Below are 24,389 nucleotides of genomic sequence, written 5' to 3' on the forward strand. Positions count from 1 at the left end.
GCGCCTCTGACCGGGCGCGTGGCGGGCGGCCGGGCCGCTCAGGCCGGGCTCAGTTCGGCCTGGGCGCGCGAGGCGGCCACCAGCGCGAAGTAGCGCGCCATGGCGTCGGCGGCCGCGTCGGGGTCGCGTGCCTTCATGCCTTCGAGCACCCGCCAACGCAGCGGGGTGAGCGCCGGCAGGTAGATGGCGTGCGCCTGCGCATGCGCCACCTGGTGCGACACGGTGTGCTCCAGCATGGTGGTGAGCGACTGCGCCACCACCGTCAGCATGTCGTTGTGCGCGGCGGCGGTGAGCTGCTTGAAGAACACGATGGCCGCCTCGGCGCGGTGCACCATGTCGCCTTCCTCGGCATGACGATCCAGCACCCGCAGGTTCTGTTCGATGGCGTCGAAGTCCTCCTGCCGCGCCGCCACCGCCGCCAGCCGCACCAGGCTGCCCAGCACCGCGGCGCGGGCCTGGATCAGGTCGCGCTCGGCCGCGTTGTCCTTCAGGGCCAAAGCGCGCAGCGATTGCGCCAGCATCATGTAGGCGCCCTTGTAGAAGACCAGCGCGTCTTCCGGGCTGCTCTGCTCGAAGGCTTCCACCTGGCCGATGAAGACCACGTGGTCGCCGGCTTCGTGGCGCGCATACACGCTGCACTGGAAGTTGGCGATGCAGTCGTCGAGCACCGGCGTGCCGCCCCAGCCCCGGCTGGTGGCCACGCCGTCGAACTTCTCGGCCATGCTCTTGCTGCTGCTGGCGAAGCGCCCGGAAATATCGTCCTGCCGGTGCGACAGCACGTTGATCGCGAACTGCTCCGTTTTGCGGAAGATGTCGATCGACTTGCTGTTGTTGCGCAGGCTCCAGAGCACCAGCGGCGGCTCCAGCGAAACCGAGCTGAAGGAGTTACAGGTCAGCCCGACCGGCTGGCCCTGGGCGTCGGTGGTGGTGATGACCGCGACCCCCGTGGGGAAGCATCCGAGGGCGTGGCGGAAGCTGCGGGCGTTCGCGTCGGGTGGTGTCTGGCTCATGGCTGATGTCTCCTGTCGTCGCCCGGTGGGGGCTGTTTGGCCGGCAGTGTGGAGAGCCGCTCGCGCTCGTGCAATGCATAACAGGTATCGCGCCGACGAGGCCGGCGGCACGGGCGCTCATACCTGTTATTCGTTGTCGAGCGGCCGAGGCCCGACGGATAGTCGGTGCTCCTGCTGAACCACAAGAGCTTCAAGCCATGAACGCAACCAGAGACAAGACATCACCCCCGGAGGCCCGGCTGCTGGCGGTCACCTCCATCCTGGGATACGGCTTTCCCGAAGACGCGCTGCGGCGCGGCATGGATGCCGATCCCCACATGATCGGTGCCGACGCCGGCAGCACCGACCCCGGCCCCTACTACCTCGGCGCCGGCATCCCCTTCTGCTCGCGCCTGGCCCTCAAGCGCGATACCCGCCTGATGCTGCTGGCCGCCGTGCCGCGCGGCATTCCGGTGGTCATCAGCACCTGCGGCGGTGCCGGCGGCGAGCCGCACCTGCAGATGATGGCCGAGCTGGTGCGCGAGATCGCCCGGGAAGAGAAGCTCGACTTCAAGCTCGCGCTGATCCATGCCGAGCAGGACAAGGCCTTCCTGAAGAAGCAGCTGGCCGCAGGCAAGGTGAAACCCGCCTCCAGGCGGCCGCCGCTCACCGTCGAGCAGATCGACGGCGCCGAGCGCATCGTCGGCCTGATGGGGCCGGAGCCCTTCGTCCGCGCGATGGATTCAGGCGCCCAGGTGATCCTGGCCGGCCGCGCCACCGACCCATCGATTTGGGCTGCCGGTGCCGCCCGCGCCGGCCTGCCGCCGGAGATGGGCTGGTATGCCGGCAAGATGCTCGAATGCGGCGCCGAACCCGCCGCCCCCAAACGCGACGGTTGCCTGCTGGCCCGCGTCTACACCGACTACATCGACCTGGAGCCGACCAACCCGGAGCAGTCGTGCACCAAGCTGTCGGTGGCCAATTTCGCGCTGCACGAGAACCCCAGCGCCATCCACCACTACGAGCCCGGCGGCATGCTCGACACCGAGGGTTGCACCTTCGAGCAGCTCACCGACCGCATCGTGCGGGTGCGCGGCATGAAGTGGCACCAGGCCGACGTCTACACCGTCAAGATGGAAGGCGTGCAGCGCGTGGGCTTCCGCGCCATCTCCATGCTGGCTACCCGCGACCCGGTACTGATCGCGGGCATCGACGACTACCTGCAGCGGGTGCGCGCCATCGTCGCCGAGAAGAGCCACAACTTCGGCGTGCCAGAGGACGGCTACAAGCTCTCGATCCGCGCCTATGGCCTCAACGGCGTGATGGGCGAGCGCGAGCCGCGCACCACCACCCAGGCGCACGAGCTGAGCTTCATCCTCGAAGTGCTGGCGCCCACGCAGGAAGTGGCCAACGCGGTGGTCGCCATCGCCCGCACCACCACGCTGCATGCGGACTTTCCGGGGCGCATGTGCAAGGAGGGAAACATGGGCATTCCCTTCTCGCCGGCCGACGTGGAACTGGGCGCGAGCTACGAGTTCACCGTCTATCACATCGTGGACGCCGACGACCCGTACCACCTCTTCCCCATCGAATACGCCGACGTGAAAGGCCAATCATGACCGTCATCCGTGAACTCGCCAGCGTCTGCAAGAGCAAGAACGCCGGCCCCTTCGAAGTGACCATCGACGTGATCTTCAGCTCCGACGAGCTGTTCGAGCGGGTGCTGTCCACCGGCATCCTGAGCGCGGCGCTGTTCGCAAAGCTCTACAAGGTCGAGGAATCGCAGGTGCTCTTCATGCCCTACCCGCCGGCGCGGGCCTTCAAGGCCACCCTGCCCCGGCTGATCCCGGCCGGCGCCTTCGACGACCGCGACGTGTACGGCGCGCAGCAGCACGCGCCGATTCTCGAAGTCGACATTCCGGACTGACCGCACCACGAGGAGACAAGAACAATGGCAAACGAACGAAAGATGAGCCTGATCGGCTTCATGCAGGCACAGAACTGCTCCACCTACCCGGGCAGCTGGCGCCATGTGGCCAGCGACCCCGGCTACCTCACGCCGGAGTATTACCAGAGCATCGCCCGCACGCTGGAGGCGGGCAAGTTCGACATGGCCTTCTTCGACGACCGGCTGGCCATGCCCGACCTCTATTCGGCCGACCATGCGCAGACCGTGGCGGCCGGGGTGCGCGCGGTCAAGCTCGATCCGCTGGTGGTGTTGTCGGCGATGGCCGCCGTCACCACCCACCTGGGCCTGGGCGCGACCTACTCCACCACCTACTACGAGCCCTACCACGTGGCCCGCACCTTCGCCACCTTCGACCTGATGAGCAAGGGCCGCGCCGCCTGGAACGTGGTGACCTCGCTCAACGACTCCGAAGCGGCCAACTTCGGCAAGGAGGAGCACCTGGAGCACGACCTGCGCTACGACCGCGCCGACGAGTTCCTGGAAACCACCCTGGGCCACTGGGACACCTGGGAAGAAGGCGCCATCGTCAACGACAAGGACACCGGCCAGTTCGCCCATGCCGACAAGGTCAAGCGCCTGGACCACAAGGGCCAGTTCTTCAACTCGCGCGGCCCCTTCACCGTGCCCCGCTCGCCGCAGGGCCAGCCGGTGCTGATCCAGGCCGGACAGAGCGGCCGGGGCCGGGCATTCGCGGCGCGCTGGGGCGAGCTGCTGTTCGTGGTCTATCCCAACCTGGGGCTGGCCAAGAAGCAGTACGCCGAGATGAAGGCCGCCATCGCCGCCTCGGGCCGCGACCCGGAGAAGGTGCGCATCGCCACCGCCTGCCACGTGGTGGTCGGCGAGACCGACGAGATCGCCCAGCAGAAGTTCGACTACATGGACGCGCTGGCCGAGCCGATCGACGGCCTCACGCTGATCTGCGAGGTGCTTAACACCGATTTCTCCACCCGCGACATCGACGCGCCCTTCACCGACGAGGAAATGGCCGCCATCTCCGGTTGGCAGACTTTCCGCGACCGGGTCGTCACCCTGTCGGGCAAGAAGAACCCGTCGGTGCGCGACTTCGTGGAGTTCTCCAAGCGCGCCCGGCTGCGCGAGTTCAACGTGTTCATCGGCTCGCCGAAGAAGGTCGCCGACGAGATGGAGCAGTGGTTCCGCGAAGGCGGCTGCGACGGCTTCGTACTCTCGCCCACCCACATGCCCGGCAGCTACGAGGACTTCGTGCGCATGGTGGTGCCCGAGCTGCAAAAGCGCGGCCTGGTGCGCACCGAATACGAGAGCAATACGCTGCGCGGCAACCTCGGCCTGGAAGCGCCCAAGGCCGGCGACTGGAAGCAGCAGAGCGGCCCCGATTCGCTTGCAGCCTCGATCAAAGGCACTTAGCCTTTCCCGGACATCAACAGGAGACAAGACAGATGACCGAGATCGAGAAACTGACCGGCGGCCGGCCGGTCGCCATCGTCGGCGCCGGGCTGGTGGGCGCGGGCTGGGCGGTGGTCTATGCGCGCGCGGGGCTGCGGGTGAAGGTGTTCGACACCAACCCGGAGATCACCGCCAAGGCGATCCCGCTGATCCGCAGCCAGCTCGTCGGCCTGCACCGGCACGGCCTCGTACAGGAGGACCCGGCGACCATCGTCGCGCGGGTCAGCACGGTCGACACGCTGGCCGAGGCGGTCGAGGGCGTGGCCTACGTGCAGGAGTCGGTGCTGGAGCGGGTGGACGTGAAGCGCGGCCTGATGGAGCAGCTCGACGCCCTCGCCGGGCCGGACCTGATCGTCGGCAGCTCCACCTCGGGCATCCCGGGCTCGGCCTTCGCGCTGGGCCTGGGGCTGTCGCCCCGGGTGCTGATCGTGCATCCGGTCAATCCGCCCTACCTGGTGCCGGTGGTGGAGCTGGTGCCCTCGCCCGAGACCTCGCAGCAGACCCTGGCCTTCGCCGACCGGCTGATGCAGGCGGTCGGCCAGACCGTGGTGCACGTGCGCAAGGAGGTCGAGGGCTTCGTGCTCAACCGTCTGCAGGCCGTGCTGCTGCGCGAGGCCTGGGCGCTGGTCGAGGAAGGCGTGGCCAGCTGCGAAGACGTCGACAAGACGGTGCGCGACGGCCTGGGCTGGCGCTGGTCGTTCATGGGCCCCTTCGAGACCATCGACCTCAACGCCCCCGGCGGCGTGGCCGACTATGCGCAGCGCCTGGGCGGGCTCTACCAGCGCATCGCCGACTCGCGCCGCCACGAGCAGCCCTGGGGCCAGCCGCTGATCGGCCAGGTGGAAGCCGAGCGGCGGGAGTACCTGTCGCAGGCGGATCTGGAGTCGCGGCGGGCGTGGCGGGACGAGCGGCTGATGGCCTTCGCGGCGGCGCGAAAGCACCCGATATGACAAGGCGACTTCACTGAGGCGCCTCCCCCGGCCGTCTGGCGCAGTCGGGCAATGACCCGGCTTCGATTATTTCGTTTTTTTCGTTTTTATTTACAATGGCTCATTCAGGAGAATGTATGAGCCGCACCAGAGTCTCGAGCGAAAAAAAAGTCGTCGCCGGTCAGCCCGCAAGCCAGCGTCCCGCAATTGACCCAATCCAGCCGCTGGCCGATGCCGTCGCCCGCGGCATCCAGGAAAACCTTCTCGAGATCGGTTCTTCCTCGTCGGCATTCAGCAAGATGGGAGGTCGTCTCAGCGTCTTGATTGCCAAGGTGCTCCAGGAGTCTCTGACGCAGGATTCCGCCGGGGGCAAGGCATTGCGCATGGCTTTGATCACCAAGCTGGCAGGCGCCGAAATGTCGCCGGTCCGGCAGCCCGTGCCTGCGCAGGCCAGCAGGGAATCCCCGGACCTTCTCTCCACGGCACAGGCCGCGGCGATTTTGGGGATGAGCCGGCCGTACATCACGATGCTTTGCGATTCAGGCAAGTTGGGGCCGATCGAGGTGACCGACGGCGGACACCGGCGTATTCCTCGGGACGGACTGGAGCGGTACAGATTGCAATCGGCGGCGCAGCACCATGACGCCCCCGGCATGCGTGAGGCGGGCGTGGAAGCCGGCCTTTACGACCACGATGACAGCCACTACACGAATGTGGTGCGAACTCGCCAGAAACCCAGGAAGCCTGCAAAGAACTCCATCCCGGATCGAAAAGTCCGGCCGTGAATCTCGCCGACACTGCGGTGGTGCTGGACACCTGCGTTTTGCTCAAGCCCCGGATGTCGGACGTCATCATGGACATCCGCGCCGAAAACGTCATGTCGGTTCACTGGACCCTCGGCATCGACGCCGAGTTCCTCAAGAACGCCACCGCCGTCTTCGGCTTGAGCGCGACGGCGGCTGAGCGCCGGCTCTCCGCCATGAAGCGCCGGTGCCCGGACTGGGAGCTTTTTGCATCGACCCTCGACGCGTCGATGGTTCCCGGGCGAGTGGATGAAAAAGATCGCCACGTGGCGGCAGCCGCATTGACACTGCGCCGCAGTGCGGACGAAGACGGCGACGCGTTCGATGTCCTGCTGGTGACCGATAACGTCAAGGATTTCGCGCCAGGCCGGATGGGTGCCCTGGGCGTGCGGGTCATGACCTCCGGCCAATTTCTCGACGAGGCCTTCGCCGCCAGGCCCGACGCGGTGGAGCGGGCGCTTGATCGCGCGGTGCGCGACCTCCGTGCGCCCCCCTACTCCCTCGAGGAGCTACTGTTCGCCCTCCAGGAACAAGGCGCACGCAGCTTGACCCGAGCGATCGCCGACAAGCGCAGGGTGGTGCCCCGGAAGAAGGATCGACGGCCACCGAGTGATTGAAGGCGCACAACGCTTTGTGCCTGACCGAACCTTCCCGCCTGGGCGAGCCGCTCACTCACTGCGCCGTCACCTTCGCCTTCTTCACGATGTCCCCCCAGCGCGCCAGGTCGGCCTTGATCTGGGCGCCGAACTCCTCCGAGGTGTTGCCCACCGGCTCCAGACCGGCGGCGATGTAGCGCTCGCGGTAGCCCGGGCTCTGCACCACTTCGCGGATGTTGCGCTGCAGCTGGTCGACGATGTCCTTGGGGGTTCCGGCCGGCGCCAGGATGCCGAACCAGGAATTCAGGTCGAAGCCTGGAACGCCCAGTTCGCTGAAGGTGGGCACGTCCGGCAGCGCAGCCGAGCGCTTGGGCGCCGATACGCCCAGCGCCTTGACCTTGCCGGCCTGCACGAAGGTGACCGCCGTGCCGACCGCGGTATAGACCATCTTCACGTGGTCGCCCATCACCGCCGTCATCGCCGGTGCGCCGCCGGCATAGGGGATGTGGCGCAGGTCGATGCCGAACTGCAGGTTCATCATTTCACCGGCCACGTGCGGCGTGCTGCCGATGCCGGTGGTGGCGTAATCCAGCGTGCCGGGCTTGGCCTTGGCGAGCGCGATCAACTCCTTGACATTCTTGGCCGGCAGGTCGTTGTTGGCCACCAGGAGCAGCGTGGAGTCGTCGATCTTGCTGACCGGAACGAAGTCCTTGAGCGTGTCGAAGCCGACATTGGGATAGACCCATGGATTGATGGTCAACGTGCCGTCGTAGCCCAGCAGCAAGGTGTAGCCGTCGGGAGCCGCCTTGGCCACCATGCGGGTGCCGATGTTGCCGGCCGCGCCCGGATGGTTCTCGATCACGATGGTGTATTTGAAGCGCTGGGTGAGCCCGTCGGCCAGCCAGCGGGCCGAGAGGTCCGAGGCGCCGCCGGCGGCGTAGGGCACGATCAGCTTGATCGGCTTGCTCGGATAGGCCGGGGCCTGCGCACCGGCGATTCCGGCGGTCACCAGCAGCGCGGCGGCGCACGCGGTCTTGAGGAAATTCATGGCTTGTCTCCGTCTTTCTCGTTTGCTCGTTGAGCCGTGCTTCGCACGCGCCCGGGGAAGTATCGGCAGGAGCCGTCACCCTCTTTCCGATACCTGATATGCGTCAGCCGCGTGCGTCGCCTCAAGCCCGGTCAGCCACCGTGCCGCGTTCGACCAGCACGCACGGCACCGCCACGCTGCGGGGCTGCACTTCGCCGCCGAGGCGCTCGAACAGCAGCGTGCGGGTGGCGTCCACCATGCGGTCCACGTCCTGCTGCACGGTGGTGAGGTCGAAGGAGGGCCAGGCGGCCTGCGGCACGTTGTCGAAGCCGACGACCGACACGTCCTGCGGCACGTTCAGGCCGAGCTCGCGGCGCAGGGTTTCCAGCACCGCGATGGCCATGTGGTCGTTGGCGGCGAATACCGCGTCGGGCCGCGTGGCCGGGTCGCTGAACAACTCCAGCGTGGCGCGCCGCGCCTGCCCGAAGTCGTAACGGCCGACCGCCCGCGCATGCAGCGCCAGGCCCGCGGCCTGCAGCGCCTCGGTCAGGCCGGCTTCGCGATCGAGGCTGGTGGATGCGTTCTCGAGCCCGGCCAGCCAGGCGATGCGCCGGTGTCCGGTGCGTACCAGCAACTCGCCCACCAGGGCGCCGCCCTCGCGGTTGCGCGAGGTGACCGAGCTGGTCGAGAAGCGCCCCATGGCGCCCATCTGCGCCACCCGGTTGAACAGCACCACCGGAATGCCGGCCTCGGCGCAGTCCTGCGCCAGCGCCGACGACAGCGTGGTGGACGCCATCACGATGCCGTCGACCTGGTACTGCAGGATGTCGGCCAGCACCGCGTCGGCGTCGCCCGTCTCGCTGATGAACAGCAGCACGTGATAGCCCTCGCGCTGCAGCGCCTGGCTCAGGCGCTCGATGACCAGCGGGTAGAACTGGTTCTCCAGGTAGCTCATCACCAGTCCGATGATGTGGCTGCGCCGGGTGATCAGGCTGCGGGCGATGGCGTTGGGCCGGTAGCCCAGGCTGCGCGCGGCGGCGTGAATGCGCTCGCGGGTCTCGGGTGCCACGCTGGCGCCGGCGGTGAACGAGCGGCTAACCGCCGACTGCGACACGTTGGCCAGCCGCGCGACGTCGTGGGCGGTGACCTTGGCCTTCATGCCGCCGTCCAGCCTCCGTCGAGCATCAGCGCGCTGCCGGTCATCAGGCTCGACGCGTCGCTCGCCAGGAAGACCACCGGCCCCATCACCTCGTGGATCTGCCCGAGCCGGCCAAGCGCGATCTTGTCGAGCACGAACTGCCGGAAGGCGGCGTCCGCGAACATCGGCGCGGTGAAGGCGGTTTCGATGAAAGTCGGGCACAGCGTGTTCACTCGGATGCCCGCCGGCCCCAGCTCCCAGGCCAGCGCCTTGCTCATGCCCTCCACCGCGTGCTTGCTCGCGCAGTAGAGCGTGCGGCGCGGGCTGCCCACGTGGCCCATCTGCGAGGACACGTTGACGATGGAGCCCGGCAGGCCGGCGGCCTGCAGGCTGCGCGCCACTTCACGGGTGACGTAGAAGGTGGCCTTGACGTTGAGCGCGAAGACCGCGTCGATGTCTTCGTCGAGCGTGTCGACCAACAGCTTGGGCCGGTTCATACCGGCGTTGTTGACCAGCACCTGGAACGGCGGCCGCTCGCGGATGGCGGCGGTGACGGCTGCTGAGTCGGTGACGTCGAGCACCAGGTGGTCGGCCACACCGCCGGCCGCGCGGATCGCCGCGCAGGCGCTCTCCAGCTCGGCCTGCGAGCGTGCGGCCAGCGTCACTTCGGCGCCGGCCTGGGCCAGCGCGGCGGCTGCCGCCAGGCCCAGGCCCCGGCCGCCCCCGGTCACCAGCGCACGCCGGCCCTGCAGGCCGAAGCCGGCAAAGACGGGCAGCGCCGTCATGCGGGCTGGTCGGCCAGGGCCGGCACCGGCTCGTACCAGGGCACTTCCGCGCGGGTGCCGTAGCGGCGCACGCGGATGTTGGCCTGCTCGCCATGCCCGGCGAAATTTTCCATGTGGCACAGGCGCGAGCAGTACTCGCCGATCTCGGCACTGGCCGCATCGGTGGTCACGCGCTGGAAGGTGCAGGTCTTGAGGAACTTGCCGACCCACAGGCCGCCGGTGTAGCGCGCGGCCTTGTTGGTGGGCAGCGTGTGGTTGGTGCCGATGACCTTGTCGCCGAAGGCCACGTTGGTGCGCGGCCCGAGGAACAGCGCGCCGTAGTTGGTCATGTTCTCCAGGAAGTACTGGGGATCGCGGGTCATCACCTGCACATGCTCGGAGGCGATCTCGTCGGCTTTCTGCAGCATCTCCACCTCGGTGTCGCAGACGATGACTTCGCCGAAGTCGGCCCAGCTCTTCGCGGCGATCTCCGCGGTGGGCAATATGGTGAGCTGCCGCTCCACTTCGGCCATGGTGTCGCGCGCCAGCTTCTCGCTGGTGGTGAGCAGCACCGCCGGCGTGGTCAGGCCGTGCTCGGCCTGGCCGAGCAGGTCGACCGCGCACATCTCGCCGTCGACCGTCTCGTCGGCGATCACCAGGGTTTCGGTGGGACCGGCGAACAGGTCGATGCCGACCCGGCCGAACAACTGCCGCTTGGCCTCGGCCACGAACATGTTGCCCGGACCCACCAGCATGTCGACCGGCGCGATGCTGGGCGTGCCCACCGCCATCGCCACCACCGCCTGCACGCCGCCGAGCACCAGAATCTCGTCGGCGCCGGCCAGGTGCATGGCTGCCACGATGGCCGGATGCGGCTCGCCGTGGAACGGTGGTGCGGTGGCCACCACCCGCTTCACGCCGGCGACCTTGGCGGTCAACACGCTCATGTGGGCCGAGGCCAGCAGCGGGTATTTGCCGCCGGGGATGTAGCAGCCCACCGCGTTGATCGGGATGTGCTTGTGGCCCAGGAACACGCCGGGCCGGGTCTCGACCTCGACGTCGAGCATGGAGTCGCGCTGTATCTGCGCGAAGTTGCGCACCTGCGCCTGGGCGAAGCGGATGTCTTCGAGCTCGCGCGCCGACAGGCTCTTGATGGCCTTCTCGATGGCGGCCTGCGACAGCCGGAAGTCCGCGGGCTCCCAGTTGTCGAACTTCTTGCTGTACTCGCGCACCGCGACATCGCCGCGGGTCTCGATGTCGCGAATGATGTTTTCGACGGTGGCGCGCACCTTGGAGTCGTCGTCTGCACGGGCCAGCACATCGCGGCCGCGCTTGAGATATCGGATCATGGTTTCAGGTCCTCGGGTTGGGTCTGCATACGTATTCAGTTTTAGTTTTATGCATTCGTATGCAATTCGGGGTTTACCCGGACCGGACGAGATCGGCGACGAGCACATGCCGGTGCCCGTCGCCTTCGAAACCTCAATGCGCGTAGGCCAGCTCGGCCGACACCGGAAACAGCGGCGGCACCTGCTGCACCCGGTCGCTCAGGCAGCGGACGAACATGCGCAGCGCGGTGCCTTCGTACGTCTGCCGGCGGCGGATGAAGAAGGTCGGCGCGCGGGCGATGTTCACGTCGATCTGGTGGGTGACGACGCTGGCGGCGACCGGGCTGCGCTCCACCACCACGCGCGGCAGCAGCGTGATGCCGATGTCCGCCGCCACGCAGCCCAGGATGCCGTCGAAGGAGCCGAACTCCAGCCGCTTGTAGGCGGGCCTTCCGAGCTGCACCAGCAGCTGCTCCAGCCGCTGGCGGTAGGAGCAGCCGGTGCGGAACATCAGCGCGCTGATCGGCGTGGCGTTGTTGCGCAGCGCGGCCAGGTTCTGCCAGCGGCGCGAGGTCACCAGCACCAGCTCCTCTTCGAAAGCGCGCTCGGCGACCAGGTCCGGATGGTCGATCGGCCCGGCGACGAAGGCGCCGTCGACCAGGTTGTCGAGCACCTTCTGCACCAGCTCGGCCGTGGGGCCGGCCTGCACCACCAGGTCGACCGCCGGGCACATCTCGGCGAAGCGGCCGAGCACCTCGGGCAGGCGGGTGGCCACGGTGGTTTCCATGGTGCCGATGTTGAGCGTGCCCTGCGCCTCGCCCTCGTCGCGCGCGATGGCGGTGGCCTCCTGCAGCAGCGCCACCGCGCGCGCCGCGTAGGGCAGCAGACGCTGGCCGGCGCTGGTCAGCACCACACCCCGGCTGTGGCGCTCGAACAGCCGCACGCCCACCTCTTCTTCCAACGCCTTGATGCGGTTGGTGACGTTGGACTGCACCGTGTGCAGTTCGCGCGCGGCGCGGGTGATGCCGGCGCAGCGTGCGACCGCGGCGAAGGTCGTGAGGTCGGCAACTTCCAAAGCGTTCTCCTTGGGAGATCAAAAAAAGACAAAGCCATTCGAATGGTCGATCAATGCATCAAGCGTGCCGGGCACCAAGCCCGCTTATTTGTCCGCATGACCCACCTTGATGCACCGGAAACCTCGCCTTGGTGCGGCCGGCGGGTCAGTAGAGCGCCGGCTTGGTGCCATCCGCCAGGTCGATGGCTGGCATCGGGATAAATCGTTTCTATCGAACGATGGGCCTGCCTAGCATCCGTGCATTCACCCCTTGGCGCAAACCCGAAACCATGCTGACCACACGCTTCACCCAACGCTTCGACCTCACCCATCCCATTGCGCTGGCACCGATGGATCCGGCCTCCGGCGGCCGCCTGGCCGCCGCGGTTTCCAATGCCGGCGGCCTGGGCCTGCTGGGCGGCGGCTACGGCAGCCACGACATGCTGGAGGCGGAATTCGAGCGGGCCGGCGACGCGCCCATCGGCTGCGGCTTCATCACCTGGTCGATGGCCGCCGATGAATCCCTGCTGGACCGCGCCCTCGCCCGCCGGCCGCGTGCGCTGATGCTGTCGTTTTCCGATCCGCAGCCCTTCGCCCGCAAGGTGACAGACGCCGGCATTGCGCTGATCTGCCAGGTGCAGACGCTGGAACACGTGCAGCGCGCGATCGACTGCGGTGCGACGGTGGTGGTGGCTCAGGGCACCGAAGCCGGCGGCCACGGCTTCGACCGGCAAACCACGATGACCTTCACCCCCGAGGTCGCCGACCACCTGGCCGCGCATTCACCCACGACCCTGCTGCTGAGCGCCGGCGGCATCGCCGACGGCCGGGGCCTGGCCGCCGCCCTGATGCTGGGCGCCGACGGCGTGCTGATGGGCACGCGTTTCTGGGCCAGCCACGAAGCGCTGATCCATCGCAACGCCAAGGACCTCGTCGTGAAAGCCCGCGGCGGGCAGACCTTGCGCACCTCCGTCTACGACATCGCCCGCGGCCGCCAGTGGCCGCGTGAATACACCGGCCGGCTGCTGGTCAACGATTTCATCCGCCAATGGCACGGCCATGAAGACCAACTGCTCGCGGAGCAGCCGGCGGCGCGATCGAAAGTGGAAAGCGCTTATGCCGAGGGCGATTGCGATACGGCCAACGTGACGGTCGGCCAGGCCGTCGGGCTGATTCACGAGATTCGATCGGCCGCCTCGATCGTTCAGGAGGTTTCTGCGCAGGCAAAACAGCTTCTGCAGTCGCACCGCGCCGTGGAAATCACCGCCTGACGCCTGCCGCGCTTTCTCACCGCCATTTTTCTTCAACAGTTCCTGAAACCCTGGGAGATTCCATGTCGACTGCATTCGAACCCGACGACGAAAAGATGGGACTGGGCCTGTGCCTGACGGCGGTCCAGGTAGTGGCCTATTTCTCGTTCGTGGCCTGCTGCGCCTTCGGCCGCAAGGCGTCCACTTCGTCGATATCCGCCGGCGATATCCCCGGCATCTTCTACGGCGGCGCCGCCGTCATCGCCACGGGCATCGTCTTGACGATCACCTACGTGCTGCTCACCAACCGGGGCGCGATTTCCAAATGAAAACCATCGCGATCCTCCTCGCCGGCCTGCTGGCGACCGCCGCCGGCGCGCAGAGCGCAGCGGCCACGCACGCCCCGCAGGCCAGCGCCACCTCGCTGTCGCTCTTCGCCGTGGTCATCCTGATCACGCTGGGCATCACCTGGTGGGCCGCCCGCCGCACCACGTCCACCAGCGACTTCTACGCCGCCGGCGGCGGCATCACCGGCTTCCAGAACGGCCTGGCGATCACCGGCGACGCGCTGTCCGCAGGCGCCTTCCTCGGGCTCACCGCGCTGGTCTTCGGCGCCGGCTTCGACGGCCTCTACTACGCCATCGGCTACACCACCGGCCTGCCGGTGGTGGTGTTCCTGATGGCCGGCAAGCTGCGCAAGCTCGGCAAGTACACCTTCACCGATGTCGTCTGCGCCAAGCTGCCGGGCAACGGGGTGCGGGTGTTCTCGGCCTGCGCCTCGCTCACCATCGTGTGCTTCTATCTCATCGCCCAGATGGTCGGGGCGGGCCAGCTGGTGCAGCTGCTCTTCGGCATCGACTACGCCGTCGCGATCATGCTGGTGGGCGCGCTGATGATTCTCTACGTCGTCTTCGGCGGCATGCTCGCCACCACCTGGGTGCAGATCGTCAAGGCGGTGCTGATGCTCGGCGTCGGCGTGCTGATGGCGGTGCTGGTGCTGCGGCGTTTCGACTTCGACTTCGGCCACCTGCTGGCGAGCGCCATCCAGGTGCATCCGCGCGGCGCCGACATCCTGGGCACCGGCACCATGGCGCGCGACCCGTGGTCGGCCTTCTCGCTGGGCCTGGCGCTGATGTTCGGCACCGCCGGCCTGCCCCACGTGCTGATGCGCTTCTTCACCGTCAAGGACGCGCGCGCCGCACGCACCTCGGTGATGTGGGCGGCGATCTTCATGAACGGCTTCTACGCGCTGATCTTCATCATCGGCTTCGGCGCCCTGGCGCTGGTGCGCGCCAGCCCGGCCTACCTCGACGCCAAGGGCGCACCGCTCGGCGGCGGCAACACCGCCGCGCTGCACCTGTCGCACATCCTCGGCGGCGACGTGATGTTCGGCGTGGTCTCGGCCGTGGCCTTCGCCACCATCCTGGCGGTGGTCGCCGGGCTCACGCTGTCGGGCGCTTCGGCCATCAGCCACGACATCTACGGCGCCATCTTCAAGCGCCGGGCCGCGTCGCAGGCCGAGGAGTTCCGCATCGTGCGCATCGCCACCGTCGTGCTCGGCGCCTTCGCGGTACTGCTCGGCATCGCCTTCAAGGGCCAGAACGTGGCCTACATGATCAGCCTGGCCTTCTCCATCGCCTGCTCGTCGACCTTTCCGGTGCTGCTGCTGGCGATCTACTGGAAGAAGCTCACCTCCTTCGGTGCGGTGCTCGGCGGTGGCCTCGGCATCGCGGGCTCGCTGGCGCTCACGGTAATGGGTCCCTCGGTCTGGGTGAAGGTGCTCGGCCACGCCCAGCCGCTGATCACGCTCGACCCGCCAGCACTCGTGACCGTACCGCTGGCCTTCCTGGGATGCTATGTCGGCAGCGTGCTCAGCGCCCGGGTCGCGGTGCCGCGTAACGCGTCTATGGCCTGATCCACGTAGTTACCCTGCGCTCCGTTTCATTTGTATTAACTTGGTTACAACAATTGCGAGAAATACACAGCCCCGACTAAGCTGAATCGGACTTCCATCGCGCGGGAGGGCGTGGCGTCGCCGCCACCGCCCGAGTCCGCCGGCAATTCAGCAGAAAGGGACCGAAATGCAACCCGTGTTCATGCTTCTGGTCCACGCGGATCCAGCCCAGGCGAAGCGTCTGTTGCGCATGCTGGTCAACGTCGGCAAGTGCTTCGTGCATGTCGACGCCAAGTCCAGCCTCTCCGAATTCCTGCTGGACGACGATCGCATCGTCTACCTGCAGGATCGTGTGGACGTGCGCTGGGGCGCGATCTCGCAGGTCAACGCCACGCTCGAGCTCATGCGCACCGCCCTGGCGCACACCGAAGCGGCGGACGTCAGCCACTTCGTGCTGCTTTCGGGCAGCTGCTATCCGGCGAAATCGCTGGCCGAGTTCCAGGCCTTCTCGGCAGCGAACGCCGATCGCAACTTCATCAAGACGATTCCGCTGAACACCACGGTCAAGCTCAACCAGCGCATGCAGCACCTGTGGTTCTACGAAGACTTCCCCGTGGACGGGCGCAAGTTCACCGCGGCACGCTTCATCCGGGGCGTGCTGCAGGCCGGCGGCAAGCTGGCGCGGCGCCGATATCCGCTCTATGCCAACTGGTGCTTCGGCTCGCAATGGTGGGCGCTCAACCACGAGGCGTTGAGCTTGCTGGCCTCGCATCCGGAAGAAGCCCGCATCACCCGCTTCCTGCGCTTTTCGAAGGCGCCGGACGAGATCTACTTCCACACCCTGCTGGCCAACTCCCATCTGCACCGCACCATGCAGCCCGTGACCGGCCGGGGCGTCTGGGACGCCAACAACCTGCACCTCATCGACGACTCGCTGGCCCGCTGGTTCCATGTGGGTGACCTGGCCGAAATCATCGACTCGGGCTGCTGGTTCGTGCGCAAGGTGGGCTCGGCGCGTGAGCAGGGGCTGTGCGACAAGCTCGATGAAATGACCGGCAATGCGGCACCCCGTCGGGTCGAAATGAACGCGCTTCCAAGCCTGCAACGGGTCGCGGTTTCAATTTGACTCACTTATTGCACTTGTCGGTAACCTCCGCTTATCCGGCTTGGAAATCGCGCAAGTTCAACCACCGTCTTGGTTCCGCCGCGTCTCGAGTCGTAACGCACATCCAGAACCGTACATTTATATACCTTGTGTTGGGAATTGTGGTTCCAGCAGCCAGATCGGAGACTTCCCTCAACTAGTGGGGGAGGTCGCTGTGACACTCGAACGATGGACGGCACGAGCGCTCTCATGGGCGGCCTGCGGATGGATGCTGGTCTCCTGCGGCGGCGGGAGCGACCCGGCCGCCAGCGGCGCCGCAGCCCGGCGCAGCATCCTGGCGGAGATCACCGCCAACCCGGCATCGGGCGTCTGGGGGCCGGTCACGCCGCTGCCGCTGGTGCCCTCCTCGGCCGCCAACCTGCCCGACGGCAAGGTGCTGCTCTGGTCGGCCGACGACCGCTTCGCCTTCGGCGTCGTCGGACAGTCCTATACCGCCGTGCTCGACCCCTCCACCGGCAGCGTCTCCGAGCAGTTCCTCAACACCACCGGCCAGAACATGTTCTGCCCCGGCACCACCAACCTGCCGGACGGCCGCATCCTGGTCAGCGGCGGCTCCAACGCGGCCAAGACCACCATCTACGACCCGGCCACCAACATCTGGACCGTGGCGGGCGAACTCAAGATCCCGCGTGCCTACCAGGCCAACACCCTGCTGCGCGACGGCTCCATCTTCACGCTCGGCGGCTCCTGGGCGGGCGGCCAGGGCGGCAAGCACGCCGAGATCTGGACGGCGGCGGCCGGCTGGAACCTGCTGCCCGGGGTGCAGGTCGACAACTTCCTCACCAGCGACCCGGTTGGCGTGTACCGCTCCGACAACCACATGTGGCTGATTCCGGCGGGCAACGGCCAGGTCTTCCACGCCGGCCCGAGCAAGGCCATGCACTGGATCGAGACCACCGGCAACGGCCGGGTGATGCCGGCCGGCAACCGCGCCGACGACGGCGACAGCATGAGCGGCAACGCCGTCATGTACGACACCGGCAAGATTCTCAAGGTGGGTGGCGGCCCGGCCTACGAGAACGCCAACGCCACGGCCGCGAGCTACGTCATCGACATCCGCGCCGGCGCCAAGGTGCGCGCCACCGTGCCCATGCAGTACGCACGCGCCTTCCACAACAGCGTGGTGCTGCCCAACGGCGAGGTGATGGTGGTCGGCGGCCAGAGCTATCCGGTGCCTTTCTCCGACAACACCTCGGTGCTGCGCGCAGAGCTGTGGAACCCGGTCACCGAGACCTTCACCACCCTGGCGCCCATGACCTCGCCGCGCAACTACCACAGCGTGGCCCTGCTGCTGCCCGATGCGCGGGTCATCTCCACCGGCAGCGGCCTGTGCGGCCAGGGCTGCCAGGCCAACCATCCCGACTACCAGATCTACACCCCGCACTACCTGCTCAACGCCGACGGCTCGCCCGCCACCCGCCCGGTCATCACCGCGGCACCGGCCTCGGCGCTTTACGGCACCACCATGCAGGTCACGCTCGACAGCCCGGTGGTGTCGTTCGCGCTGGTGCGCATGTCGTCCACCACGCACACGGTCAACAACGACCAGCGCCGCCTGTCGCTGCGCTTCGAGCGCGGCGACGCCAACGTCTACACGCTCTCGGTGCCCACCAACCCGGGCTGGGCGATCCCCGGCCTCTACATGCTGTTCGCGCTCAACGACCAGGGCGTGCCCTCGGTCGCCAAGGTGGTCTCGATCGGCGCCGGCGCCGCGGGCGACCTGCCCACGCTCGCGCCCATCTCCAACCAGCGCGCGCTGGTCGGCGGCGCCATCTCCTTCGCGCTGCAGGCACCGGGCGCCACCACCCTCTCGGTGAGCGGCCTGCCGCCGGGCCTGGCCTACGACCCGGCCCTGGGCACGGTGTCGGGCACGCCGACCGCGCCCGGCTCCTTCAGCGTGACCGTGCTGGCCACCAACTCCACCGGCGCGGTCAGCACCGATTTCCAGTGGAGCGTGAACACGCCCGGCGTGGTGCGCTTCCTCAAGTTCGAGCAGGTCAGCGAAATCAACGGCGCCATGTGGGGCGCGATGTCGGAGCTCAACCTGCTCAACAGCGCCGGCCAGGTCATGGACCGCTCGGCCTGGAAGATCTCGGCCGACAGCGAGGAAGGCACCGGCGAGAACGCCATCGCCGCGCTGGCCTTCGACGGCAACTACGCCACCTTCTGGCATTCGCAGTGGTTCGCCGCGCAGGCGCCGTTGCCGCACTACATGGTGATCGACATGGGCGAGGCCCAGCGCCTGGGCGGGCTGCGCTATGCGCCACGCCCGGGCGGCGGCAACGGCACCTTCGCGCGCTACCGCGTCTATGTGAGCGCCGACGGCGTGCAGTGGGGCAACCCGGTAGCAGAAGGCGACCTGCGCGACATCGACCCCAACAACGCGGCCGAGAAGACCGTGCTGTTCAACGTCGGCGGCACCGCGCCCAACTACGCCCCGGTGCTGCGCGACCCCGGCGACCAGATGAATTACGTCGACACCCAGGCCGCGCTCGACCTGGTGGCGACCGACGACAGCACCGCCACGCTGCAATACACCGCCACCAACCTGCCGCCGGGCCTGGCCATCCGTGCCGACAGCGGCGCCATCACCGGCGTGCCCACCGCCAACGGCGTCTACACCGTCACCGTGCGGGTCACCGACCAGGACGGCGCGTTCGCCACGGCCAGCTTCACCTGGCGCATCGTCGACCAGGCTCCGCCCAAACCGACCGTGACCGCACCGGTGGTCTCGGCCGGCGGCACCGCCAACTTCACCGCGCAGGTGCCCGGCGGCACCGCCGGCCTGGAATTCTCCTGGGACTTCGGCGACGGCAGCACGCCCACCGCCTTCGTCAGCTCGCCCACCGCCAGCCGCACCTTCGCATCGGCCGGCATCTACAACGTCACGGTGCAGGTGCGCGGCGCCGACCGCCAGGTCACCGTCTACACCTTCATGCAGGCGGTCGCCGGGCCGGTCTCCCCGGCCGGGCTCGGCCGCGCCACCAGTCCCATCGCCTGGGAGCCGGCCACCGCCTCGCAGCCGGCACGCATCTGGGTGGTGAACCCCGACAACGACACCGTCACCGTCTTCAATTCGGCGACACACGCCAAGATCGCCGAAGTGGCGGTGGGCAAGGCACCGCGCACCCTGGCCATCGTTGCCAGCCTGCGCCAGGTGTGGGTGACCAACCGCGACAGCGGCACCGTCACCGTGCTCAACAGCGACACCCGCGCGGTGGTCCGCACGGTGACCCTGCCCGTGGCCTCGCAACCCTGGGGCGTGCTCGCCTCGCCGCAGGGCGATCGCATCTACGTCACGCTCGAGGCCACCAACCGCGTGGTGCAGCTCGATACCGCCGGCAACACGCTGGCCACGCTCACCCTGGCAGGCCCGCCACGCCACATGGCCATCACGGCCGACGGCACGCGCCTGTGGATGCCGCGCTTCGTCACGCCGCCGCAGCCCGGCGAAAGCACGCTCACCGTGCGGCCCGACACCAACGGCGTGCTCGCCGGCGGCCAGGTCTGGTCGGTCGGCACCTCGCCCCTGGCCCTGCGCTCGACCACCGTACTGCGCCACAGCGCCAAGGCCGACAGCACCGTGCAGGGACGCGGCGTGCCCAACTACCTCGGCGCGCCGGCCATCTCGCCCGACGGGGTGTCGGCGTGGATACCGTCCAAGCAGGACAACATCTACCGCGGCAAGCTGCGCGACGGCCTGGATCTGGACTTCCAGAACACCGTGCGCGCCATCGGTTCGCGCATCGTGCTGGCCAGTGCCGCCGAGGACTACGCGCGGCGCCTCGACTACGACAACAGCAGCCTGGCCAGCGCCAGCCTGTTCCACCCCACCGGCGCCTACCTGTTCACCGCCCTGGAAACCAGCCGTCACATCGCGGTGGTCGACCCGGTGAGCGGCCGCGAGTTGTTCCGCGTCGACAGCGGCCGAGCGCCGCAGGGCCTGGCCGTATCCGGCGACGGGCTCACGCTGCTGGTCATGAACTTCATGGACCGCAGCGTCAGCGCCTACAACCTCGCCCCGCTGGTGCAGCGCGGGCAGATCAGCCTGCCGCTCATCGACACCTTCTCTTCGGTCGGCACCGAAAAGCTTGCGCCGCAGGTGCTGCTGGGCAAGCAGCTCTTCTACGACGCCCGCGACCCGCGCCTGGCCCGCGACTCCTACATGAGCTGCGCCTCCTGCCACAGCGACGGCGGCACCGACGGCCGCACCTGGGACCTGCGCAGCCTCGGCGAAGGCCTGCGCAACACCGCCAGCCTGCGCGGCCGGGCCGGTGCGCAGGGCCGGTTGCACTGGAGCGGCAACATGGACGAGATCCAGGACTTCGAGATCCAGATCCGCGCACTCGCCGGCGGCACCGGCCTGCTGCCGGACGCCCTGCTCAATGTCGGCACCCGCGCCCAGCCGCTCGGCGACCCCAAGGCCGGGCTCAGCGCCGACCTCGACGCCCTGGCCGCCTACCTGCAGTCGCTCGACAGCTTCGCGCCCAGCCCGATGCGCATGACCGATGGCACGCTCACCACCCAGGCGCAGGCCGGCCGCAGCGTGTTCGCCGCCCAGTGCGTCAGCTGCCACGGCGGCGCGAGCTTCACCAACAGCGCCGCCGGCACGCTCCAGGACGTCGGCACCCTGCGGACGAGCAGCGGCCTGCGCTCGGGCGGCCCGCTGACCGGCATCGACATCCCGACCCTGCGCGACGTCTGGGCCACCGCGCCCTACCTGCACAACGGCTCGGCCACCAGCATCGAGGCCGCCATCAACGCCCACACCACGCTGCCGGCGCTCTCCAGCACCGACCTCGCCTCCGTCGCCGCCTTCGTGCGGCAGATCGGCGGCACCGAGCCCGGCCAGACCGTGGCGCGCGGCCGCTACGTGCGGCTGGAGGCGATCTCCGAGGTCAACAACCAGCCCTGGACCTCCATGGCCGAATTCGACCTGCTCGACATGGCCGGCGCCATCGCCAGCCGCGTCGGCTGGACCGTGCGCGCCGTCGACAGCCAGGAAACCACCGGCGAGAACGGCGCCGCGAGCAACGTGCTCGACGGCGACCCCGCCACCATCTGGCACACCGGCTGGTCGAGCGGCGACGTGCCGATACCGCACTGGATCGTCATCGACACCGGCGCCGTGCGCGACATCACGGGCTTTCGCATGCGGCCGCGCGACAGCCACGGCAACGTCAACGGCACCATCAACAGCTACCGCTTCTACGTGTCCAGCGACGGCGTGAACTGGGGCGCACCGGTGGCCCAGGGCCGCCTGCTCGACCTCGGTCCCGCCACCGCCACCAAGACCGTGAACTTCGGCGCCCAATGAGTCCCCGAGCGCGTCGCACGGCGCTCCTGGCCTTGGCGGCGACGGTGATCGCGGTGGTGGCGGTGCTGGTCCGCGAATCGATGGATCGCGCCGAGCGGCAGCGGCAGTCCGACTGGGGTCGTGCCCTGTTCCACGGCGAGGAATCGCCGAGCCAGCCACCCGTGGCCGGCCGGCTCGCGGGCCATCCGACGAGCCTGCCGGTCGCGGCCACCCGCTGCGTCAACTGCCATGCGGCCACGGCGGCCGCCAACGCCGTCGGCACGCCCGTACAGGGCGGCGCGCTGCAGCGCCTCACCCCCCGGCGCGGTGGCCCGCCCTCGGCCTACGACGCGGCCAGCCTGTGCCGCCTGCTGCGCGACGGCATCGATCCGGCCGACGTGCTCATCGACCAGACCATGCCGCGCTACCAGGTCGACGACGCCCAGTGCGCCGCGCTCTGGGCCTGGCTCACACGACCCATCACCGGGAGCTGACATGACCGAACCGCACGTCGACCTTCACCTGCGACGCACCCTGCTGGGCACCGCCGCCTTGCTGCTGGGCTCCGGCACCGGATCGGTCGCCCAGGCCCATAACGTGAGCGGCCCGGTGTCCCCGCCCCTGTCCGTGCCCGCGCGCACCTTGCGCATGCACGACGGCCGGCCGCTCGCCGCCAGCGCCCTGCTGCAGGGCCGCATCACCGCGCTGCAGCTCATGTTCACCGGCTGCAGCGCTATCTGCCCGATCCAGGGTGCGCTCTTCGCCGAACTCGACCGCCGCGTGAGCGCCTCGCCGGCCCTGGCCGGTGACGTGCAGTTGCTCTCGCTGAGCATCGATCCGCTGGGCGACGACCCCAAGGCCTTGAGCGCTTGGCTCAAGCGCTTCGACGCCGGCCCGCGCTGGAAGGCCGCCAGCCCGCCAGTGCCGGAACTCGACGCCTGGCTCGACTTTCTGCAGGGACGCCGCGCTGGCCCCGACCGCCACACGGCGCAGGTCTACCTGTTCGACCGCAAGTCACGACTGGTGTTGCGCACCGTCGACTATCCGACCACCGCCGAACTCACCCGCCTGCTGGGCGAGCTGGCGACCAGCGGCGCATGAATCGCATGCGCCCATCGACCACCCAAGTAGAAACCCGCGGCTTCCAATGCATTAAGTCACGGACCCGCCGTCGATTTCACCTGTTTTGGGTATTGACTGCTCTTCGGCCATCCACACCGCATTTGCAAACGGCCAAGCCAGATGACGTTTAACCCTGCCGATCAGAAAAACTATCGGCGTTACATGATTGATCCTTTTGGTCTATTGCGACCGTTCCACAAGCATGTGACATTTGGTCAACGGATGCTGCGCGAACAGGCTGATCACCATTACCTCCCGGTACCCACCGGATATTGGTGAACGGCCCGTTAATAAAACAGGGATGGCGCCAGCGATGATCGATTTCCTTTTGACATTGGACGTTTCCCATGAAAAGAGGCCATTGCTTGTTGTGTCAGGGACCCGCGTCGATCGATTTGGATCGGCTGCCGGATTTCATCTACACCTGCTGCGCCAACTGCAAGGACTTTCTCGTTCTGCGCGGTGCTGAAAAGCTGCTGTCGACCCGGCCGCTGTTTCGCTCCGAGTGCGAAAACAAGGCCAAGCGCGCGAACAGCCAGCGGCTGCTGGCGATCCTGCTCCAGAGGGAGCATGAGCAAAAAGCCTGCTCGCTGGTGCCCAAGATGGTGCCGCGCGCCGAAGCGCTTCCGCCCTTCAATGCCTGCAGCAGCCCGTTCCGCGCCAATCTCTGGCTCACCTGACGCATCGATCGCGACCGGCTTTATCGGCATGATTTACGCAGCCAGCGAAATGGCGCGGTCAAACGCGTGATGCCTGAATAAAGCATTTCGTCGCGAGTGGCCGGATTCCTAACGGTAAACACGCGCACCAGGCGCTCCTTGGTCGAATCCAGAAACAACGATTCTCCCGGTGGCCGGGGCCGGAAACCCATTTGTCGCAGGCAATGATTCACCTGGTAGATGCGCGCCCGATATTCGGCCTCCGGCAAGGTGTAGTAAATGGCCAGACTGATGGAGACATCGGCGCCTTTCTCGAACCGATGCGGCGCCAGTGGCGGGTGGTGCACTCCGGTTCCGGGTTCGAGCTGGAAGCGGGTGTGCTGCGCCGATTCCAGGTTCTCGGCGTTCTCCCGATCCGCGAGCGCCTGGTTGTTGGAATAGAAGCTTTCCAGTTCCTCCTCGGTGGGCATGCGGTCGGTGCGCGGCGTCACCATCACGCCGTCGCGGCCGCTCACCTGGAGCAGGAAATTGGTCTCGTGGTCGAAGCGGTACGGCGACCGGCACGCCGGCGTGTTCAGAAACACCGACATGCCGCTCCACGCCATGAGCTTGCGCAGGGGTCTGCCGCAAAGCGACTCCAGGTCGGTGATCAGCTCGTCGAACAGCCGCTCGTATTCGGAGTCGAGCTCGTCGACGTAATGCAGCGCCAGACAGCGGCCGGTGTCGGCGATGTCCAGGATCTGGTCGCGCAAGCGGCGGCGCAGCACGTCCTTGGGAACCCGGTGGTCGCGCTCGTGAAAATAACGCCGCCAGTCCTGGCGCTCGAACACCCGCTCCGACAAGGCCGCCAGGCGCGCGATGGAAAAGAGCGGATGGTCGGCCAGCCGATGCCGAAACTCGAAGGGCGTGCTGCCGACGGCCGACCACTTCGAACGCCCCTCTTTCGATAGGTGCCCGTCGACCTGCGATTGCTGCTGGGCCACT

21 protein-coding genes are annotated in these 24,389 nt (G+C 67.9%); 14 read left to right on the forward strand and 7 right to left on the reverse strand.

All coding sequences use genetic code 11. The features are described 5' to 3' along the window. Nucleotides 1–38: 38 nt before the first annotated feature. Nucleotides 39–1,010: a flavin reductase gene (locus R9X41_RS15030; protein WP_318631248.1), complete on the reverse strand. Its 972-nt coding sequence runs from the start codon at nt 1,008–1,010 to the stop codon at nt 39–41. Between the two features lie 197 nt (nt 1,011–1,207). On the opposite strand from R9X41_RS15030, the gene R9X41_RS15035 reads away from it, so the two are divergent. The 6 genes from R9X41_RS15035 (at nt 1,208) to R9X41_RS15060 (ending at nt 6,729) form a co-directional block, all read left to right on the forward strand. Then, on the forward strand, nt 1,208–2,608 hold the full coding sequence (locus R9X41_RS15035; protein ID WP_318631249.1) for an acyclic terpene utilization AtuA family protein: 1,401 nt from the start codon (nt 1,208–1,210) through the stop codon (nt 2,606–2,608). Then, on the forward strand, nt 2,605–2,916 hold the full coding sequence (locus R9X41_RS15040) for a DUF4387 domain-containing protein (RefSeq protein ID WP_318631250.1): 312 nt from the start codon (nt 2,605–2,607) through the stop codon (nt 2,914–2,916). The genes R9X41_RS15035 and R9X41_RS15040 overlap by 4 nt, the downstream gene beginning before the upstream one ends. A 24-nt stretch (nt 2,917–2,940) precedes the next feature. Further along, nucleotides 2,941–4,341 carry an LLM class flavin-dependent oxidoreductase gene (locus R9X41_RS15045; RefSeq protein WP_318631251.1) on the forward strand — a complete coding sequence of 467 codons (1,401 nt, stop codon included), beginning with the start codon at nt 2,941–2,943 and terminating at the stop codon, nt 4,339–4,341. A gap of 32 nt (nt 4,342–4,373) precedes the next feature. After that, nucleotides 4,374–5,330, forward strand: coding sequence for a 3-hydroxyacyl-CoA dehydrogenase (locus R9X41_RS15050; protein WP_318631252.1), 957 nt, complete (start codon nt 4,374–4,376; stop codon nt 5,328–5,330). Between the two features lie 116 nt (nt 5,331–5,446). After that, a complete protein-coding gene (locus tag R9X41_RS15055) occupies nt 5,447–6,094 on the forward strand; it encodes a helix-turn-helix domain-containing protein (protein WP_318631253.1) in 648 nt (215 codons plus the stop codon). Next, nucleotides 6,091–6,729 carry a VapC50 family PIN domain-containing toxin gene (locus R9X41_RS15060; RefSeq protein WP_318631254.1) on the forward strand — a complete coding sequence of 213 codons (639 nt, stop codon included), beginning with the start codon at nt 6,091–6,093 and terminating at the stop codon, nt 6,727–6,729. Before R9X41_RS15055 ends, R9X41_RS15060 begins: the two co-directional genes overlap by 4 nt. 55 nt (nt 6,730–6,784) lie before the next feature. Here R9X41_RS15060 and R9X41_RS15065 read toward each other — a convergent pair whose 3' ends face one another. The 5 genes from R9X41_RS15065 to R9X41_RS15085 form a co-directional block, all read right to left on the reverse strand. Next, the gene (locus R9X41_RS15065; protein WP_318631255.1) at nt 6,785–7,756 is read right to left on the reverse strand and encodes a Bug family tripartite tricarboxylate transporter substrate binding protein; all 972 of its coding nucleotides are present in this window, start codon (nt 7,754–7,756) and stop codon (nt 6,785–6,787) included. 121 nt (nt 7,757–7,877) lie between these two features. Further along, complete coding sequence (locus tag R9X41_RS15070; RefSeq protein WP_318631256.1) at nt 7,878–8,894, reverse strand: LacI family DNA-binding transcriptional regulator; 1,017 nt, start codon at nt 8,892–8,894, stop codon at nt 7,878–7,880. Then, a complete protein-coding gene (locus R9X41_RS15075; protein ID WP_318631257.1) occupies nt 8,891–9,658 on the reverse strand; it encodes an SDR family NAD(P)-dependent oxidoreductase in 768 nt (255 codons plus the stop codon). The genes R9X41_RS15070 and R9X41_RS15075 overlap by 4 nt, the downstream gene beginning before the upstream one ends. Then, complete coding sequence (gene hisD, locus R9X41_RS15080) at nt 9,655–10,986, reverse strand: histidinol dehydrogenase (RefSeq protein ID WP_318631258.1); 1,332 nt, start codon at nt 10,984–10,986, stop codon at nt 9,655–9,657. Before hisD ends, R9X41_RS15075 begins: the two co-directional genes overlap by 4 nt. A gap of 133 nt (nt 10,987–11,119) precedes the next feature. Continuing rightward, nucleotides 11,120–12,040, reverse strand: coding sequence for a LysR substrate-binding domain-containing protein (locus R9X41_RS15085; protein WP_318631259.1), 921 nt, complete (start codon nt 12,038–12,040; stop codon nt 11,120–11,122). Nucleotides 12,041–12,309: 269 nt separating this feature from the next. Between R9X41_RS15085 and R9X41_RS15090 the strand changes: the two genes are divergently transcribed. The 8 genes from R9X41_RS15090 to R9X41_RS15125 all read left to right on the forward strand — a co-directional run bounded on the left by R9X41_RS15090 (nt 12,310) and on the right by R9X41_RS15125 (nt 23,426). Next, complete coding sequence (locus R9X41_RS15090; protein WP_318631260.1) at nt 12,310–13,290, forward strand: NAD(P)H-dependent flavin oxidoreductase; 981 nt, start codon at nt 12,310–12,312, stop codon at nt 13,288–13,290. Between the two features lie 62 nt (nt 13,291–13,352). Then, a complete protein-coding gene (locus R9X41_RS15095) occupies nt 13,353–13,598 on the forward strand; it encodes a DUF485 domain-containing protein (protein WP_318631261.1) in 246 nt (81 codons plus the stop codon). Next, on the forward strand, nt 13,595–15,184 hold the full coding sequence (locus tag R9X41_RS15100) for a sodium:solute symporter family transporter (protein WP_318631262.1): 1,590 nt from the start codon (nt 13,595–13,597) through the stop codon (nt 15,182–15,184). The genes R9X41_RS15095 and R9X41_RS15100 overlap by 4 nt, the downstream gene beginning before the upstream one ends. Nucleotides 15,185–15,365: 181 nt before the next feature. Further along, nucleotides 15,366–16,289, forward strand: a complete 924-nt coding sequence (locus R9X41_RS15105) for a beta-1,6-N-acetylglucosaminyltransferase (RefSeq protein WP_318631263.1) — start codon at nt 15,366–15,368, stop codon at nt 16,287–16,289. 247 nt (nt 16,290–16,536) lie between these two features. Continuing rightward, nucleotides 16,537–21,645: a discoidin domain-containing protein gene (locus R9X41_RS15110; protein ID WP_318631264.1), complete on the forward strand. Its 5,109-nt coding sequence runs from the start codon at nt 16,537–16,539 to the stop codon at nt 21,643–21,645. Continuing rightward, nucleotides 21,642–22,118: a hypothetical protein gene (locus R9X41_RS15115; RefSeq protein WP_318631265.1), complete on the forward strand. Its 477-nt coding sequence runs from the start codon at nt 21,642–21,644 to the stop codon at nt 22,116–22,118. Before R9X41_RS15110 ends, R9X41_RS15115 begins: the two co-directional genes overlap by 4 nt. A 1-nt stretch (nt 22,119) precedes the next feature. Then, nucleotides 22,120–22,725, forward strand: coding sequence for an SCO family protein (locus R9X41_RS15120; RefSeq protein ID WP_318631266.1), 606 nt, complete (start codon nt 22,120–22,122; stop codon nt 22,723–22,725). 368 nt (nt 22,726–23,093) lie between these two features. Continuing rightward, nucleotides 23,094–23,426, forward strand: coding sequence for a hypothetical protein (locus R9X41_RS15125; protein WP_318631267.1), 333 nt, complete (start codon nt 23,094–23,096; stop codon nt 23,424–23,426). 20 nt (nt 23,427–23,446) lie between these two features. Here R9X41_RS15125 and R9X41_RS15130 read toward each other — a convergent pair whose 3' ends face one another. Beyond that, nucleotides 23,447–24,388, reverse strand: coding sequence for a hypothetical protein (locus tag R9X41_RS15130; protein WP_318631268.1), 942 nt, complete (start codon nt 24,386–24,388; stop codon nt 23,447–23,449). Nucleotide 24,389 lies beyond the last annotated feature (1 nt).

The sequence above is a fragment of the Xylophilus sp. GOD-11R genome (genome assembly GCF_033546935.1).
In the GTDB taxonomy this organism is placed as follows: domain Bacteria; phylum Pseudomonadota; class Gammaproteobacteria; order Burkholderiales; family Burkholderiaceae_C; genus Xylophilus.